The organism is Nakamurella panacisegetis (assembly GCF_900104535.1).
GTDB classification, from domain to species: domain Bacteria; phylum Actinomycetota; class Actinomycetes; order Mycobacteriales; family Nakamurellaceae; genus Nakamurella; species Nakamurella panacisegetis.
In genome coordinates this window covers 622,760-636,575 of record NZ_LT629710.1, presented here as the reverse complement: position 1 = coordinate 636,575, position 13,816 = coordinate 622,760, and the positions used below count along the sequence as shown (strand labels likewise).

12 protein-coding genes are annotated in these 13,816 nt (G+C 69.9%); 6 read left to right on the top strand and 6 right to left on the bottom strand.

The features are described from left to right. Positions 1–28: 28 nt before the first annotated feature. The 3 genes from mctP to BLS97_RS02780 all read right to left on the bottom strand — a co-directional run bounded on the left by mctP (position 29) and on the right by BLS97_RS02780 (position 3,055). A complete protein-coding gene (mctP, locus tag BLS97_RS02790; RefSeq protein ID WP_090474502.1) occupies positions 29–1,675 on the bottom strand; it encodes a monocarboxylate uptake permease MctP in 1,647 nt (548 codons plus the stop codon). Then, on the bottom strand, positions 1,672–1,992 hold the full coding sequence (locus BLS97_RS02785; RefSeq protein WP_090474501.1) for a DUF3311 domain-containing protein: 321 nt from the start codon (positions 1,990–1,992) through the stop codon (positions 1,672–1,674). The genes mctP and BLS97_RS02785 overlap by 4 nt, the downstream gene beginning before the upstream one ends. Before the next feature lie 184 nt (positions 1,993–2,176). Next, complete coding sequence (locus tag BLS97_RS02780; RefSeq protein WP_090474500.1) at positions 2,177–3,055, bottom strand: ribokinase; 879 nt, start codon at positions 3,053–3,055, stop codon at positions 2,177–2,179. Between the two features lie 90 nt (positions 3,056–3,145). Here BLS97_RS02780 and BLS97_RS02775 point away from each other — a divergent pair, with 90 nt between their 5' ends. Then, positions 3,146–4,861: a fatty acyl-AMP ligase gene (locus tag BLS97_RS02775; RefSeq protein WP_090474499.1), complete on the top strand. Its 1,716-nt coding sequence runs from the start codon at positions 3,146–3,148 to the stop codon at positions 4,859–4,861. A 62-nt stretch (positions 4,862–4,923) separates the two neighbouring features. On the opposite strand, the gene pth is transcribed toward BLS97_RS02775, so the two are convergent. The 3 genes from pth to BLS97_RS02760 all read right to left on the bottom strand — a co-directional run bounded on the left by pth (position 4,924) and on the right by BLS97_RS02760 (position 7,184). Then, on the bottom strand, positions 4,924–5,508 hold the full coding sequence (pth, locus tag BLS97_RS02770; protein ID WP_090474498.1) for an aminoacyl-tRNA hydrolase: 585 nt from the start codon (positions 5,506–5,508) through the stop codon (positions 4,924–4,926). A gap of 86 nt (positions 5,509–5,594) precedes the next feature. Continuing rightward, positions 5,595–6,194 carry a 50S ribosomal protein L25/general stress protein Ctc gene (locus tag BLS97_RS02765; RefSeq protein ID WP_090474497.1) on the bottom strand — a complete coding sequence of 200 codons (600 nt, stop codon included), beginning with the start codon at positions 6,192–6,194 and terminating at the stop codon, positions 5,595–5,597. Positions 6,195–6,446: 252 nt separating this feature from the next. Next, positions 6,447–7,184, bottom strand: coding sequence for a GntR family transcriptional regulator (locus tag BLS97_RS02760; protein WP_090474496.1), 738 nt, complete (start codon positions 7,182–7,184; stop codon positions 6,447–6,449). A gap of 255 nt (positions 7,185–7,439) precedes the next feature. On the opposite strand from BLS97_RS02760, the gene iolC reads away from it, so the two are divergent. Genes iolC through BLS97_RS02735 form a run of 5 tightly spaced genes read left to right on the top strand, consistent with a single transcriptional unit; the run spans position 7,440 to position 13,758 of the window. Then, a complete protein-coding gene (iolC, locus tag BLS97_RS02755; RefSeq protein ID WP_090474495.1) occupies positions 7,440–8,390 on the top strand; it encodes a 5-dehydro-2-deoxygluconokinase in 951 nt (316 codons plus the stop codon). Then, positions 8,387–9,283 (top strand): Cgl0159 family (beta/alpha)8-fold protein, encoded by an 897-nt coding sequence (locus BLS97_RS02750; RefSeq protein WP_090474494.1) that lies wholly within the window; start codon positions 8,387–8,389, stop codon positions 9,281–9,283. Before iolC ends, BLS97_RS02750 begins: the two co-directional genes overlap by 4 nt. After that, entirely contained in the window at positions 9,283–10,275 is a 993-nt protein-coding gene (gene iolB / locus BLS97_RS02745) for a 5-deoxy-glucuronate isomerase (RefSeq protein ID WP_090474493.1), read from the top strand. Before BLS97_RS02750 ends, iolB begins: the two co-directional genes overlap by 1 nt. After that, on the top strand, positions 10,268–12,226 hold the full coding sequence (gene iolD, locus BLS97_RS02740) for a 3D-(3,5/4)-trihydroxycyclohexane-1,2-dione acylhydrolase (decyclizing) (protein ID WP_090474492.1): 1,959 nt from the start codon (positions 10,268–10,270) through the stop codon (positions 12,224–12,226). Before iolB ends, iolD begins: the two co-directional genes overlap by 8 nt. Next, entirely contained in the window at positions 12,223–13,758 is a 1,536-nt protein-coding gene (locus tag BLS97_RS02735) for a CoA-acylating methylmalonate-semialdehyde dehydrogenase (RefSeq protein ID WP_090474491.1), read from the top strand. Before iolD ends, BLS97_RS02735 begins: the two co-directional genes overlap by 4 nt. Positions 13,759–13,816: the final 58 nt, after the last annotated feature.

The window sequence follows — 13,816 nt, the reverse complement described above, 5'->3', positions numbered from 1 at the left end:
ACCCGGAAACCAGGCGGTAAAGCGAGGCTCAGTCCGCCGCGACCCGGCGGAGCCCGGGGTCACCCTCGTCGACGTGGTAATCGGCGCCGACGGTCTCGTCCTGCCCATCACGGGCCTTCATGGCCCGGAGCACAACCGTGACCACGACGACGACGATCAGGTTGGCCGCCAGGGCGACGACGCCGACGTAGATCTGCACCGGCGACGTGCCGAACGGGTGCCAGCCGAAGATCGACAGCTTGCCCAGCTGCAGGGCCGAACCGCCGAAGTGCAGCTTGCCGTTCGCCGGGTTGGGGATCGTGTAGAGGAGGTACAGGCCCCAGGCCAGGCCCACGGCCCACCCGGCGATCAGGGCCTTCGAGTGCTGCCACCTGGTGTACAACGCGATCGCCACCGCAGGCAGGGTCTGCAGAATGATCACGCCGCCGATGAGCTGCAGGTCGATCGAGAACTGCGGATCGATGAAGAAGATGAAGGCCACGGCGCCGAACTTCACCACCAGGGAGGCCCACTTCGCCTGCTTGGCCTCCTGTTTCGAGGACGCCCCCCGGTTGATGTACTCCTTGTAGATGTTGCGCGTCCACAGGTTGGCCGCGGCGATGGACATGATGGCGGCGGGCACGAGGGCCCCGATGCCGATGGCGGCGAAGGCGATCCCGGCGAACCACCCGCTGAACTGCCCCTGGAACAGCACCGGCACCACGGTGTTTCCGTCGGCCCGGCCGGTTGCGTTGTTGGTGATCGGCTTGGTCCCGGCGGCGATCGCGACGTAACCCAGCAGGGCCAACAGCCCGAGCAGGAAACTGTAGGCCGGCAAGGCGATCATGTTCTTCTTGATCACGTTGCGGCCCCGGGAGGCCAGGATCCCGGTCGCCGAGTGGGGGTAGAGGAACAGCGCCAGGGCCGAACCGAGAGCGAGAGTGGCGTACTGCAGTTGGTTGTTCTTGGTGAGCAGGATGGAGCCGGTGGCGGCCTTCCCGCCCTTCGGGGCGAACTTAGCCGAGGCGCTGTCGAAGATGTGGCTCCAGCCGCCCAGTTTCGACGGCAGATAGATCACCGCGACGATGATGACGAGGTAGATGAGCCCGTCCTTGACGAAGGCGATGAGCGCCGGGGCCCGCAGGCCCGACTGGTACGTGTACAGCGCGAGGACCAGGAACGCGATGAACAACGGCAGGTGCCCGACGATGCCGTGCCCGTTGATGCCCATGGTGCGCAGCACCGATTCCAGGCCGACCAGCTGCAGGGCGATGTACGGCATGGTCGCGACGATGCCGGTGATGGCGATCACCAGCGCCAGGGTCGGCGAGTCGTAGCGGCCCCGGACGAAGTCGGCCGGCGTCACGTAGCCCTTGGCCCGCGACACCGACCACAAGCGCAGCACGGGCAGGAACACCAGCGGGTAGAGCACGACCGTGTAGGGCAGGGCGTAGAACCCGAGGGCACCGGCACCGAACACCAGGGCCGGCACGGCGACGAAGGTGTAGGCCGTGTAGAGGTCGCCGCCGACCAGGAACCAGGTGATCCAACCGCCGAACTTGCGGCCGCCCAGGCCCCATTCGTCCAGGTGCTCCATGGTGTCCCCGGCCTTCCACCGGCTGGCCATGAACCCCATGACGGCCACGCCGATGAACAGCACGACGAAGACGATGAATTCGGTCCAGTGCCCACTCATGCCCGGCCTCCGATCTGCTCTTCGGGGGTCGTCGGTGACGGTGGAGGCACGGACGACGTCGGGCGGCTCTTCGTGGCGCTGTAGACAATGGTCACGCAGGCCACGCCGACGAACACGAAAGCCAGTTGGTACCAGTAGAAGAAGGGCAGTCCGAGCATCCGGGGTTTGTCCTTGTTGAACCACGGTGTCAGGAGCATCAGCAGCGGGAGCACCAGCAAAAGGTTCCACCAGCGCCAGATCAAGGCGTTGGGGCCGCGTCCGACCGGCGGTGACGCGCCGGTCGTCGGGATGGGATGCTGCTCGCCTGGTTGCGTCATCGCTGCCTCCACGGGTCCGCTCCGCTGCGGGTGGTTTGCACGCTAGAACTTGATCTTGCCTTCGGATAGTCGGACGCGCCGCCGTTGCCCCATTTGACCGGTTTTACCTCCGGACGGGTCAGTGCGATCCACCCGGATATCGACTTTCGGTGGCCGGTTTCCCCCCTCGCGCGCTCATTCGGCGTCAATAGGTGGTGCGCACCAAGTCATCGATGCGATCGGACTCGGGTGCGGAGACACCGGCGCCGGGTGTGGTGGTGGCCAGCGCACCGGCCACGCACGCCCGCTGCAGCGCCGCGCGCGGGTCGAGGCCGGCGGCCCAGGCGACCGCCAGCGCCCCGGTGAAGGCGTCGCCCGCACCGGTGGTGTCGATCGCGACGACCTGCGGCGCTGACACCTCGAACGAGGTGCCCGGGCCGCGATAGCGGGCACCGGAGCGACCCAGGGTGATGACGAGGTGGGGGACCGAACGCAGGGCGTCGTCCCCGATCGCGGCCGCCTCGCCCTCGTTGACGACCAGAACCGTGACCGCGTCGAGCAGGTCGGACGGCAGATCCCGTGCGGGTGAAGGATTGAGCAGGACCGGGACGTCCGCCGCGGCCGCGACCCCGGCGGCCGAGATCACGGCGCTGATGGGGATCTCCAGCTGGCACAGCAGGATGTCGGCTCCGCGGACGACGTCACGGTCGGCATCGGTCAGGCCCAGGACACCTCCGTTGGCGCCCGGCACCACCACGATGGTGTTCTCCGCCTGCTCGTCGACCACGATCGCGGCGATCCCGCTGGCCCCGGCCGTGTGGCGGAGCTGTTCGACGTTCACGCCGGCCCCCAGCAGCGCTTCTCCGAGAGCCGCACCGAAATGATCGTCCCCGACCGCTCCGATGAACGCCACGGTGCCGCCGGCCCGTGCCGCGGCGATGGCCTGGTTGGCCCCCTTGCCGCCGGGGATGGTGCTGAACGAGCCGCCCAGCACGGTCTCGCCGGGAGCCGGCAGGTGCGACGTGGTGGTGACCAGGTCCATGTTCACCGAACCGAGGACGACGACCCGGGTCTCGTTCGTCATAGGGCTTCCTCCAGAAAGTCGAGCGGGCCCGCGCATCGCCCGCTGCGACGGTAGACCATGGCACCGGACCCGCTGTGAGATCGTGGGCGTATGAGCGCTTTTGTGGACGCCCTGCGCAGTGCTGCGCTGGGGGATGCCGGGATGACGACCGGAGAGCCGCGTCAGGCCGTCCGCACGGGATGGGGGGAGATCCATCAGCGTGCGCTGGGCGGCGCGGCGGTGCTGGCCGCCCGGGGTCTGCGGAAGGGACAGGCGGTGGCGATCCTGGCCGGTACGCCGGCCGAGGTGGCCCCCGCGGCCCAGTCGGTCTGGCTGGCCGGCGGATCGGTGACGATGCTGCACCAGCCGACCGCCCGTACCAAGCTGGAGCACTACGCGGCGGAGACGATGCGCACGCTCACGGTGATCGACGCCCACCTGGTCATCGTCGGGGAGCCGTTCACCGAGCTGGGCGGTCTGCTCGCCGGTACCGGGATCGGCGTGGTGACGGTAGCGGAGCTCACGGCCGGCGACCCGGCCGCTGCGCCCACGGTGGACGTCACGAACGCGGATCCGGCCCTGCTGCAACTGACCTCCGGTTCGACCGCGTCCCCCAAGGCGGTGCGGATCACCCACGGCAACCTGTGGGCCAACATCGAGGCCATGTGCGCCACCGCCCGCCTGCGGGCGGAGGACGACGTGATGGTGTCGTGGCTGCCGCTGTTCCACGACATGGGCATGGTCGGCTTCCTGACCCTGCCGATGTGCCGCGGCATCGAACTGGTCACCGTCACACCGCAGGACTTCCTGGGCCGCCCGCTGCTGTGGCCGGAGTTGATCAGCAAGTACCGCGGGACGGTGACCGCCGCTCCGAACTTCGCCTACGCCCTGACCGCTCGCGTGCTGGCCCGGCCAACGACCGGGGCGCAGGGGTCGCCCGAGCCATCGGCGGCGTCGGTGGGTAGGCAGGACCGACCGGGTGAGGCCGAGGGTGCGCCCCCCGGACTCGACCTGTCCAGCCTGCGGTTCGCCCTCAACGGCGCCGAACCGATCGACGTCGGGGCCGTGCGCGGCTTCCTGGCCGCGGGGGCGCGGTTCGGGTTGTCGTCGACCGCGGTGGTCTGCGCCTACGGCATGGCCGAGGCCACCCTCGGGGTGTCGTTCCATCCGTGGGGGACACCGCTGAAGGTCGACACCGTCGATGCCGACGCGCTGGAAAATCACCGGCGGGCGACGCCGGCCGATCCGGAAGGCGCCGGAACCCGCTCGTTCCCGGTCCTGGGTCCGCCGCTGCCCGGGATCGAGGCGGTGGCCTTCGACGAGGACGGCGTGCCGTTGGGGAATCGGGAGGTCGGGGTTCTGCACCTGCGCGGGGAATCGATCACCGAGCTGTACCTGACGGTGGACGGCCCACGCCCGACCCGGGGGCCCGGCGGGTGGCTGGACACCGGCGACCTCGGGTACCTGGTGGACGGCGAGGTCGTCGTCTGCGGCCGGGTGAAGGACGTGATCATCATGGGCGGCCGGAACATCTATCCGACCGACATCGAGCGGGTGGCCGAAGGCGTCGACGGGGTCCGGGCGGGTAACGCGGTGGCCGTCCGCTGGCTGGAGAACGGCCGCCGCGAGTCGTTCGCCGTGGCCGTCGAGTCGCGCGAGGCGGCCGATCCGGTTGCGGTGGAGCGCATCTCGGCCGGCGTTCGATCGGCCGTGACGGCTGCCATCGGCGCCCGCCCGGCTCTGGTCGCGGTCCTGCCGGTCGGCACGCTGCCCAAGACACCGTCGGGCAAGTTGCAGCGATCCGCCGCCTCGGCCCTGCTGGTCTGAGCTCTGGCGAGGGTCCGCCCCGACTCCGGGGTCGGCCGGCGATCCGACGACCCGGCCGGGGCCTAGTGCAGACGGTTCTGCGTGTCCAGCAGGCCGACCCGGATCAGTGATTCGACCGCGTCGGCCGCGTTCTCCAGGTCCACCGGGAGTTCCTTGCGCTCGGCGGCGGTGAAGTCGCGGAGCACGTAGTCGGCCGGGTCCATCCGGCCCGGCGGGCGCCCGATGCCGCATCGCACCCTCAGGTAGTCCTTGGTGCCGAGGGCGGCCGAGATCGACTTGAGCCCGTTGTGGCCGCCCTCGCCGCCGCCCTGCTTGACCCGGACCACCGACGGTGGCAGGTCCAGTTCGTCGTGGACGACGATCACGTCGGTCGGCGGGATCTTGAAGAATCGGGCCAAGCCGGCCGTCGGGCCGCCGGAGAGATTCATGTACGAACGGGGTTTGGCCACCACCACCCGGGCGCCGGCCAGTCGGCCCTCGGCGACGTCGGCGCCCGCCTTGTGCGACTTGAAGCGGCCGGAGAACCGCGCGGCCAGGACGTCGGCGACCATGGCCCCGATGTTGTGCCGGTTGCCGGCGTAGGCCGGTCCGGGGTTGCCCAGGCCGATGATCAGCACCTGGTCCGGCGTCACGAACGGCGTCGTCATGCTCGTCTCGATTCCAACTCGGCTCAGACGCCAACGGGCGCACCGGAATATCCGGCGCGCCCGTGGCGAGTGGAACAGGGAAAGACTCAGGCCTCTTCGGCCGGCTCCGCCGTGGCGGCCGCCTCGGCTTCCTCGCCGCTGTCGGCCTCCTCGACCACGGAGACGGCGACGACCAGGGTGTCGGGATCGCTGACCAGCGTCGCGCCCTCGGGGAGCACGACCTGCGAGGCGAGCACCTGCGAACCGATCGCCAGTCCGTCGAGCGAGACCTCGAGGTGCTGCGGGATGTGCAGGGCCTCGACCTCGATCGACAGGTAGTTGGTCTCGGTCAGCACGGTGGAGCCCGGGGCCGCGTCGCCCACCAGGGTGATCGGGATGTCGACGGTGACCTTCTCGCCACGCTTGACGATGATCAGGTCGACGTGCTCGAAGTAGTCGCGCAGCGGGTGCTTGACGACGGACTTGGCCAGGGCCAGCTCCTCGCCGCCCGGCAGATCCAGGGTCAGCACGGTGTTGGCGCCGCCCTTGATGGCGTGGGCGAACTCGCGAGCGACCAGCGCCAGGTGGCGGGGCTCGGTGCCGTGGCCGTACAGGACGGCGGGGATCTTGCCGACCTTGCGGATGCGGCGGGCGAAGCCCTTGCCGAACTCGGTGCGGGACTCGGCGGAGAGGCGGACCTCGGACACTTGGTGCTCCTAGCTGTAACGGTGGGTCTGGGAATTCTCGGTGTGTGGTGGCAGCAGCGCAGAACAACACCAGCGGATCCAGATATGACCCACCGCGTCGATCACGGTGGTCGGGGATCGAACAACGATCCGCCGGGCCACCCTCGCCGAGGCAACCCCCGAAGACTACGCGCTGCGGGCGGCACGGCCAAACCGTCGATGCGCGGCGTCCGGTCGGGCGGTGCCGAGCGCCGCGGCGTCCGGCCGCGGCGCTCAGTGGTCGACGAGCGTCACTTCGAACGAGTACTGGCTGGCCCGGTAGGCGTGATGTCCCCACTCCACGGGGCGACCCCGGTCGTCGTGGGTGGCGCGATCCATGGTCAGCAGCGGGCTGCCCCTGCGCTCACCCAGCAGTCGACACTCCTCGGTGGTGCCGGCCTTGGCCCCGATCCTCTGTTTTGCGACCCGGATGTGCACGCCGCGGGCCCGCATCAGCTGGTAGAGCCCCCGTTCTTCCAGATCGGCCCGGCCGATGTCGGAGAGGTCGGCGGGGAGGTAGTTCTCCATGATGGCCAGCGGCTCGCCGTTGGCGAACCGCAGGCGGCGCAGGCGGAGCACCTGGGACCGGACCGGAACGTCGAGGATGTCGGCGACGACTTCCGAGGCCGGGACGATCTCGTTGACCAGCAGGGTGGTACGCGGTGCCTGGTTGGCCCGGGCCAGATCGTCGTACAGGCTCGTCAGCTCGACCGGCCGGGACACCTGACCGTGGACGACCTGGGTGCCGACCCCGCGCTTGCGCACGAGCAGCCCTTTGTCGACCAGTTCCTGGATGGCGCGGCGCATGGTCGGACGGGACAGCCCGAATCGGTCGGCCAGGCTGATCTCGTTGTCGAGCCGGGCTCCTGGGCCGAGTCGCCCGGACGAGATGGCCTGCTCGATCTGTTGCGAGACCTGGAAGTACAGCGGAACCGGGCTGGAGCGATCCAGTTCCATGAACAGGTCGGTCATCGATCCCCCTCCGCCAGGACGACCCTTCACGTCGCCCGTCCGACTTGGGCCGGAACCGTCCGATCGTTCCAGGTTCGGCGCTGCGTCGGGTCAGAGTACGCCAGCACGAGAGAGCCACCGAATGACAGTATGTTATGACAAAGGTGGACAGACGACCACGGGTTCGCCCAGCCTTGGTACAACCGTGGTAGGACCCGGCAATGCGGCCGCCGGCGACCGTCACCTCCACTCGGCCGCGGGCGACTCAGGAGCGGCGTGAGCGGACATCTCGAGGTCGTGACCATCGGCCGCCTCGGCGTCGACCTGTACCCGCTGCAGGACAACGTGGGCCTGGAGGATGTGGAGACGTTCGGGAAATATCTGGGGGGCAGCGCGGCGAATGTCGCGGTCGCGGCCGCTCGGCATGGGCGCCGGACCGCCCTCATCTCGCGGACCGGCCCGGACGCGTTCGGCCGGTATCTGCATCGGGCGCTCCGGGACTTCGGGGTGGACGATTCGTTCGTCTCCGTGGTCCCGGACCTGCTGACGCCGATCACCTTCTGCGAGATGTACCCGCCGGACCACTTCCCGCTGCTGTTCTACCGGCTCCCGTCGGCGCCGGATCTGCAGATCCGGGCGGAGGAACTGGACCTGGACGCGATCGTCGACGCCGACGTCTACTGGTCGACGGTGACCGGTCTGTCCGAGGAACCGAGTCGCTCGGCCCACTTCGCCGCCTGGGACGCGCGGGCGCGCATGCCGCTCACCGTCCTGGATCTGGACTACCGTCCGATGTTCTGGTCCGACCCGACCGCGGCATGCGCCCAGGTCAGGGCGGCGCTGGCCCACGTGACGGTGGCCGTCGGGAATCGGGAGGAGTGCGAGATCGCCGTCGGAGAAACCGATCCGCGCCGGGCCGGGCGGGCGTTGCTGGAGGCCGGGGTGGAGATCGCGATCGTCAAACAGGGCCCCCGCGGTGTCCTGGGCATGACCAGGGACGTGACCGTGGAAGTACCGCCGACCCCGGTCGACGTGGTCAACGGGCTCGGCGCCGGCGACGGATTCGGCGGCGCCCTGTGTCACGGTCTGCTGGCCGGCTGGGACCTGGAAACGGTCCTGCGCTTCGCCAACGCGGCGGGGGCTATCGTGGCGTCTCGGCGTGAATGTTCCAGTGCGATGCCGTCCACGGCCGAGGTGCAGGCGCTTCTCGAGGAGGTCGGAGAATGAGCGTCGTGGCGACGCTGACCATCCGGGAACGAGTGGCCGAGATCAGCCGGATCAGGGCGGCGGACCCGGACGCGATCCGGCGGGCGGCACTGGCCCGCGCCAAGCGGCCGACACTGCGGGGTGACGGCCGGCTGATGATCCTGGCCGCGGATCATCCGGCCCGGGGCGCGTTCGGCGTCGGAGACCGGCCGATGGCGATGGGCTCGCGGGTCGACCTGCTGGACCGGCTGGTCACCGCGCTGTCCCGGCCGGGCGTCGACGGTCTGCTGGCCTCACCCGACGTCGTGGAGGACCTGCTGCTCCTCGGGGCGCTCGAGGACAAGGTGGTCTTCGGCTCGATGAACCGCGGCGGCCTGCAGGGCGCGGAGTTCGAGCTGGACGATCGGTTCACCGGCTACGACGCCCGGGGTGTGGCCGACATGGGCCTCAACGGCGGCAAGACCTTGACCCGTATCGCTCTGGGCGACCGCGGGACGGTGGCCACGATGGAGGCCACCGCCACGGCGGTGAACGAGCTGGCCGCGCGCAAGCTGATCGCCCTGGTGGAGCCGTTCTGGTCCAGCCGGGCCGGTGGCCGCGTCTACAACGACCTGACCCCGGACGCCGTGATCAGGTCGGTCGGTATCGCCGGCGCGCTCGGCCGGACGTCGGCCTTCACCTGGCTGAAGCTGCCGGTCGTCCCGGAGATGGCTCGGGTGATGGATTCGACGACGCTACCCACCCTGTTGCTGGGCGGAGACCCGGCCACCAGCCCCGAGGAGACCTACCAGAGCTGGCGGGACGCGCTGTCCCTGCCCTCGGTGCTGGGGCTCGTGGTCGGCCGGACCCTGTTGTACCCGGGTGACGACGACGTGGCGACCGCGGTCGACACGGCCGTGTCGATGGTGCGCTGATGACGGCCGGCCACTCTCGCCGTATCGGTCGGCCCGGGCGGCTCTACCGCCCGGCCGGCAGCACCGGCGACGACGTCTTCGACCTGGTGGTCACCCCGGAGTCGGCCGGCTGGGGCTACTCCAGCCTGCGCGTGCTGACCCTCGGCCCGGGCGGCGCGGTGACGTTCCCCACCGGCGACGCGGAGATGCTGGCCCTGCCGCTGTCCGGCGGCTGCTCGGTCACCGTCGACGGAGTGAAGCTCCAGCTCCAGGGTCGACCCGACGTCTTCACCGCCGTCACCGACTTCGCTTACCTGCCAATGGATTCCAGAGTGACGGTGGTCAGCGACGCCGGGGTTCAGATCGCATTCCCAGGGGCGCGGGCCAGCCGCCGGCTGCCGTTTCGGTACGGGCCGGCGGCCGGTGTGCCGATCGAGATCCGCGGCGCGGGACAGTCCAGCCGTCAGGTGAACAATTTCGCCACCCCGGCCGCCTTCGAGACCGACAAGCTCATCGCCTGCGAGGTGATCACCCCGGCCTCGAACTGGTCGTCCTATCCGCCGCACAAACACGACGAGGCCGGCCCGACCGAGTCGGAACTGGAGGAGATCTACTACTACCGGTTCCGCTCCAAGCGCCCGCTCGAAGCGTCATCGACGGCCGCGGGCGGCTACCAACGGGTCCGCGGGACGCCGGAGCGGCCGATCGACCTGCTGGAGGAGATCTCCGACGGTGACGTGGTCCTGATTCCGCACGGGTGGCACGGCCCGGCGATGGCCGCCCCCAGTCACGACATGTACTACCTCAACGTGATGGCCGGCCCCGGAGCCGAACGCGCCTGGCTGATCACCGACGATCCCGAACACGCGTGGATCCGCGACACCTGGGCCGGCCAGGTCGCCGATCCCCGGCTGCCCTTCTACCCATCGGTCGCGTCGACGTCCGTTGCGCCGGTCGGGCGTGCCGAGGGCGAGACCTCCGGCCGCCGGCCCACGGGAGGTTCCCATGGCTGACATCGCGGCGTCTCCGGCGATGATCCGACTGACCGTCGGACAGGCGATCGTCAAGTTCCTGGGCCGGCAGTACGCGGAGCGCGACGGGGTGAGGCGCAAGTTCTTCGCCGGGTGCTTAGGCATCCTCGGGCACGGCAACGTGGCCGGGCTCGGTCAGGCTCTGTTGCAGGCGGAACTGGACGAACCGGGTGAATTGCCGTACCACCAGGGACGCAACGAACAGGCCATGGTGCACATCGCGACCGGGTACGCCCGGCAGAAGGATCGGCTGGAGACGTTCGCCGTCACCGCATCGGTCGGTCCGGGGGCGACCAACATGCTGACCGGGGCCGCGCTGGCCACCGTCAACCGCATCCCGGTACTGCTGTTGCCGGCCGACGTCTTCGCCACCCGGGTCGCGTCACCGGTGCTGCAGGAACTGGAACAGCCGTTCGGCTATGACGTCTCGGTCAACGACGCCTTTCGTCCGCTGTCGAAGTTCTTCGATCGGATCTGGCGCCCCGAGCAGTTGCCGGCCGCGCTGTTGGGGGCCATGCGGGTGCTCACCGATCCCGCCGAGACCGGGGCGGCGACCGTGTGCCTGCCGGAGGACGTGCAGGCGCAGGCCCACGACTGGCCGGTGGAACTGTTCCGGAACCGGATCTGGCGCATCGCCCGCCCGGTGCCCGAACCCGAGGTCATCGCGGCCGCGGCCGAGATCATCCGCGCGGCGCGGCGACCGATGATCGTGGCCGGCGGCGGTGTCACCTACTCCGAGGCCAACGCCGAGCTGCGCTCGTTCGTCGAGGCCACCGGAATACCGATCGGGGAGACCCAGGCCGGGAAGGGGTCGCTGCCGTTCGACCATCCGTTGAACACCGGTGCCGTCGGCGCCACCGGCACCCCGGCGGCCAACCGGATCGCGGCCACCGCCGACGTCGTCATCGGGATCGGCACTCGCTATTCGGATTTCACCACGGCCTCCCGGACGGTGTGGCAGCACCCGGGGGTCCGGTTCGTCAACATCAACGTGGCCGGGTTGGACGCCGTCAAGCACGCCGGCCTGCCCGTGATCGCCGACGCCAAGCGGGCGCTGACGGCACTGCAGGACGCCCTGTCCGGATACCGCACCGACCCGGACTTCGCCGCGTCGGCCACGAAGCTGGCCGGCGACTGGGACGCCGCGGTGGTCGCCTCCCACCACAGCGGTCACGGTGCCCGGCACGGCGTCCTGGCCCAGAGCGAGGTGCTGGGCGCGATCGAGGCGGCCATGGACCCGCGGGACGTGGTGGTGTGCGCGGCCGGGTCGTTGCCCGGCGACCTGCACGCGATGTGGCGCACCCGGGACCGCAAGGGCTACCACGTCGAATACGGGTTCTCCTGCATGGGGTACGAGATTCCCGGCGGCATCGGAGTCGCCCTGGCCGCCCCCGACCGCGACGTCTTCGTGACGGTCGGCGACGGCTCGTACCTGATGATGCCGACCGAACTGGTCACCGCCGTCCAGGAGGGCATCAAGATCATCGTGGTCCTGTTGCAGAACCACGGATACGCCTCCATCGGGGCACTGTCGGAGTCGCTGGGCGGCCAGCGGTTCGGCACCAGGTTCCGGTACCGCTCCACGGGGTCGGGCCGGCTCGACGGCGGGGTGCTGCCGGTCGACCTGGCGGCCAACGCCGAGAGTCTGGGCGTCACCGTCTACCGCGCCAGGACCCTGGCCGAACTGAAGGACGGGCTGGCTCGGGCCAAGGCCGGCTCCAGCGCCGCCATGGTCCACGTCGACACCGACCTGTACCAGCGGTCGCCGTCCGGCGACGGATGGTGGGATGTCCCGGTGGCGCAGGTGTCGACGATCGACACCACCCGCGCGGCGCGTACCGCCTACGAGAATTTCAAAATCGCCCAGAAGCCCTACGTCACGCCGACGGTCGCCGACCCGAGCGCGACTCCCGAGAGGACGCAACAGCAATGACCGCAACCCAGCAAGCAACGACGCCCACGGCCACAACGGACCTTCCGGTGGTCGGTCACTGGATCGACGGGGCCATCGGCGCCGGCACCAGCGGGCGCGCCGCCGACGTCTACGACCCGGCCACCGGGCAGGTGACGAAGCGGGTGGCGCTGGCGTCACGGGAGGATGCCGATGCCGTCATCGCCGCCGCCGCGAAGGCCTGGCCCGCCTGGCGGGACATCTCCCTGGCCCGCCGCACCCAGGTGCTGTTCGCATTCCGCGAACTGCTCAACGCGCGCAAGGCCGAGCTGGCCGAGATCATCACCTCCGAGCACGGCAAGGTCCTGGCCGACGCCCTCGGCGAGGTCTCCCGCGGGCAGGAGATCGTCGAGTTCGCCTGTGGCCTCTCGCATCTGCTCAAGGGTGGCCAGACCGAGAACGCCTCCACCGGTGTCGACGTCTCCTCCATCCGGCAGCCGCTGGGCGTGGTGGGCGTCATCTCGCCGTTCAACTTCCCGGCCATGGTGCCCATGTGGTTCTTCCCGATGGCCATCGCCGCGGGTAACGCCGTAGTCCTCAAGCCGAGTGAGAAGGACCCGTCGGCGTCGCTCTGGCTGGCCCGGCTGTGGCAGGAGGCCGGTCTGCCCGACGGCATTTTCAACGTGCTGCAGGGCGACAAGGTCGCGGTCGATGCGCTGCTGGAGAGCCCGTCGGTGAAGGCGATCTCGTTCGTCGGCTCGACTCCGATCGCACGGTACGTGTACGAGGTCGCCACCCAGCACGGCAAGCGGGTGCAGGCCCTCGGGGGCGCCAAGAACCACATGGTCGTCCTGCCCGATGCCGACCTCGACCTGGCCGCCGACGCCGCCGTCAACGGCGGTTTCGGCTCCGCCGGCGAGCGGTGCATGGCGGTCAGCGCACTGGTCGCGGTGGACACCATCGCCGACGAACTGATCGGCAAGATCAAGGAGCGGATCGCCGGCCTGCGGACCGGTGACGGCCGACGCGGCTGCGACATGGGTCCGCTGGTCACCGGGGCCCACCGCGACAAGGTGGTCGGCTACATCGAGCAGGGAGTCGCCGCGGGTGCCGAACTGGTGGTGGACGGCCGGGACAAGCTAGTCGACGGTCCGGTCGGCGGGTTCTGGGTGACGCCGACGCTCTTCGACAAGGTCACCACCGACATGTCGATCTACACCGAGGAGATCTTCGGGCCGGTGCTGTCCGTCCTCCGGGTGAAGACGTTCGATGAGGCCATCGACATGATCAACGCCAACCCGTACGGGAACGGCACGGCCATCTTCACCAACGACGGTGGCGCCGCCCGCCGGTTCCAGCACGACGTAGAGGTCGGCATGGTCGGCATCAACGTGCCGGTCCCGGTGCCGGTCGGGTACTACAGCTTCGGCGGCTGGAAGAATTCGCTGTTCGGTGACACCCACGCCCACGGCACCGAGGGCATGCACTTCTTCACCCGCGGCAAGGTCGTCACCACCCGGTGGCTCGACCCGAGCCACGGCGGCATCAACCTCGGGTTCCCGCAGAACGTCTGAACCCGGCGGCCGCGTCGGGCAAGCCGGCTTTCTCACCGGCGGGCGGCCCTGGCCCCGA

What these genes read in the sequence shown, in the direction of transcription:
- mctP (WP_090474502.1), bottom strand. Translation starts at nt 1,675, where the DNA reads ATGAGTGGGCACTGGACCGAATTCATCGTCTTCGTCGTGCTGTTCATC.
- BLS97_RS02785 (WP_090474501.1), bottom strand. Translation starts at nt 1,992, where the DNA reads ATGACGCAACCAGGCGAGCAGCATCCCATCCCGACGACCGGCGCGTCA.
- BLS97_RS02780 (WP_090474500.1), bottom strand. Translation starts at nt 3,055, where the DNA reads ATGACGAACGAGACCCGGGTCGTCGTCCTCGGTTCGGTGAACATGGAC.
- BLS97_RS02775 (WP_090474499.1), top strand. Translation starts at nt 3,146, where the DNA reads ATGAGCGCTTTTGTGGACGCCCTGCGCAGTGCTGCGCTGGGGGATGCC.
- pth (WP_090474498.1), bottom strand. Translation starts at nt 5,508, where the DNA reads ATGACGACGCCGTTCGTGACGCCGGACCAGGTGCTGATCATCGGCCTG.
- BLS97_RS02760 (WP_090474496.1), bottom strand. Translation starts at nt 7,184, where the DNA reads ATGACCGACCTGTTCATGGAACTGGATCGCTCCAGCCCGGTTCCGCTG.
- BLS97_RS02750 (WP_090474494.1), top strand. Translation starts at nt 8,387, where the DNA reads ATGAGCGTCGTGGCGACGCTGACCATCCGGGAACGAGTGGCCGAGATC.
- iolB (WP_090474493.1), top strand. Translation starts at nt 9,283, where the DNA reads ATGACGGCCGGCCACTCTCGCCGTATCGGTCGGCCCGGGCGGCTCTAC.
- iolD (WP_090474492.1), top strand. Translation starts at nt 10,268, where the DNA reads ATGGCTGACATCGCGGCGTCTCCGGCGATGATCCGACTGACCGTCGGA.
- BLS97_RS02735 (WP_090474491.1), top strand. Translation starts at nt 12,223, where the DNA reads ATGACCGCAACCCAGCAAGCAACGACGCCCACGGCCACAACGGACCTT.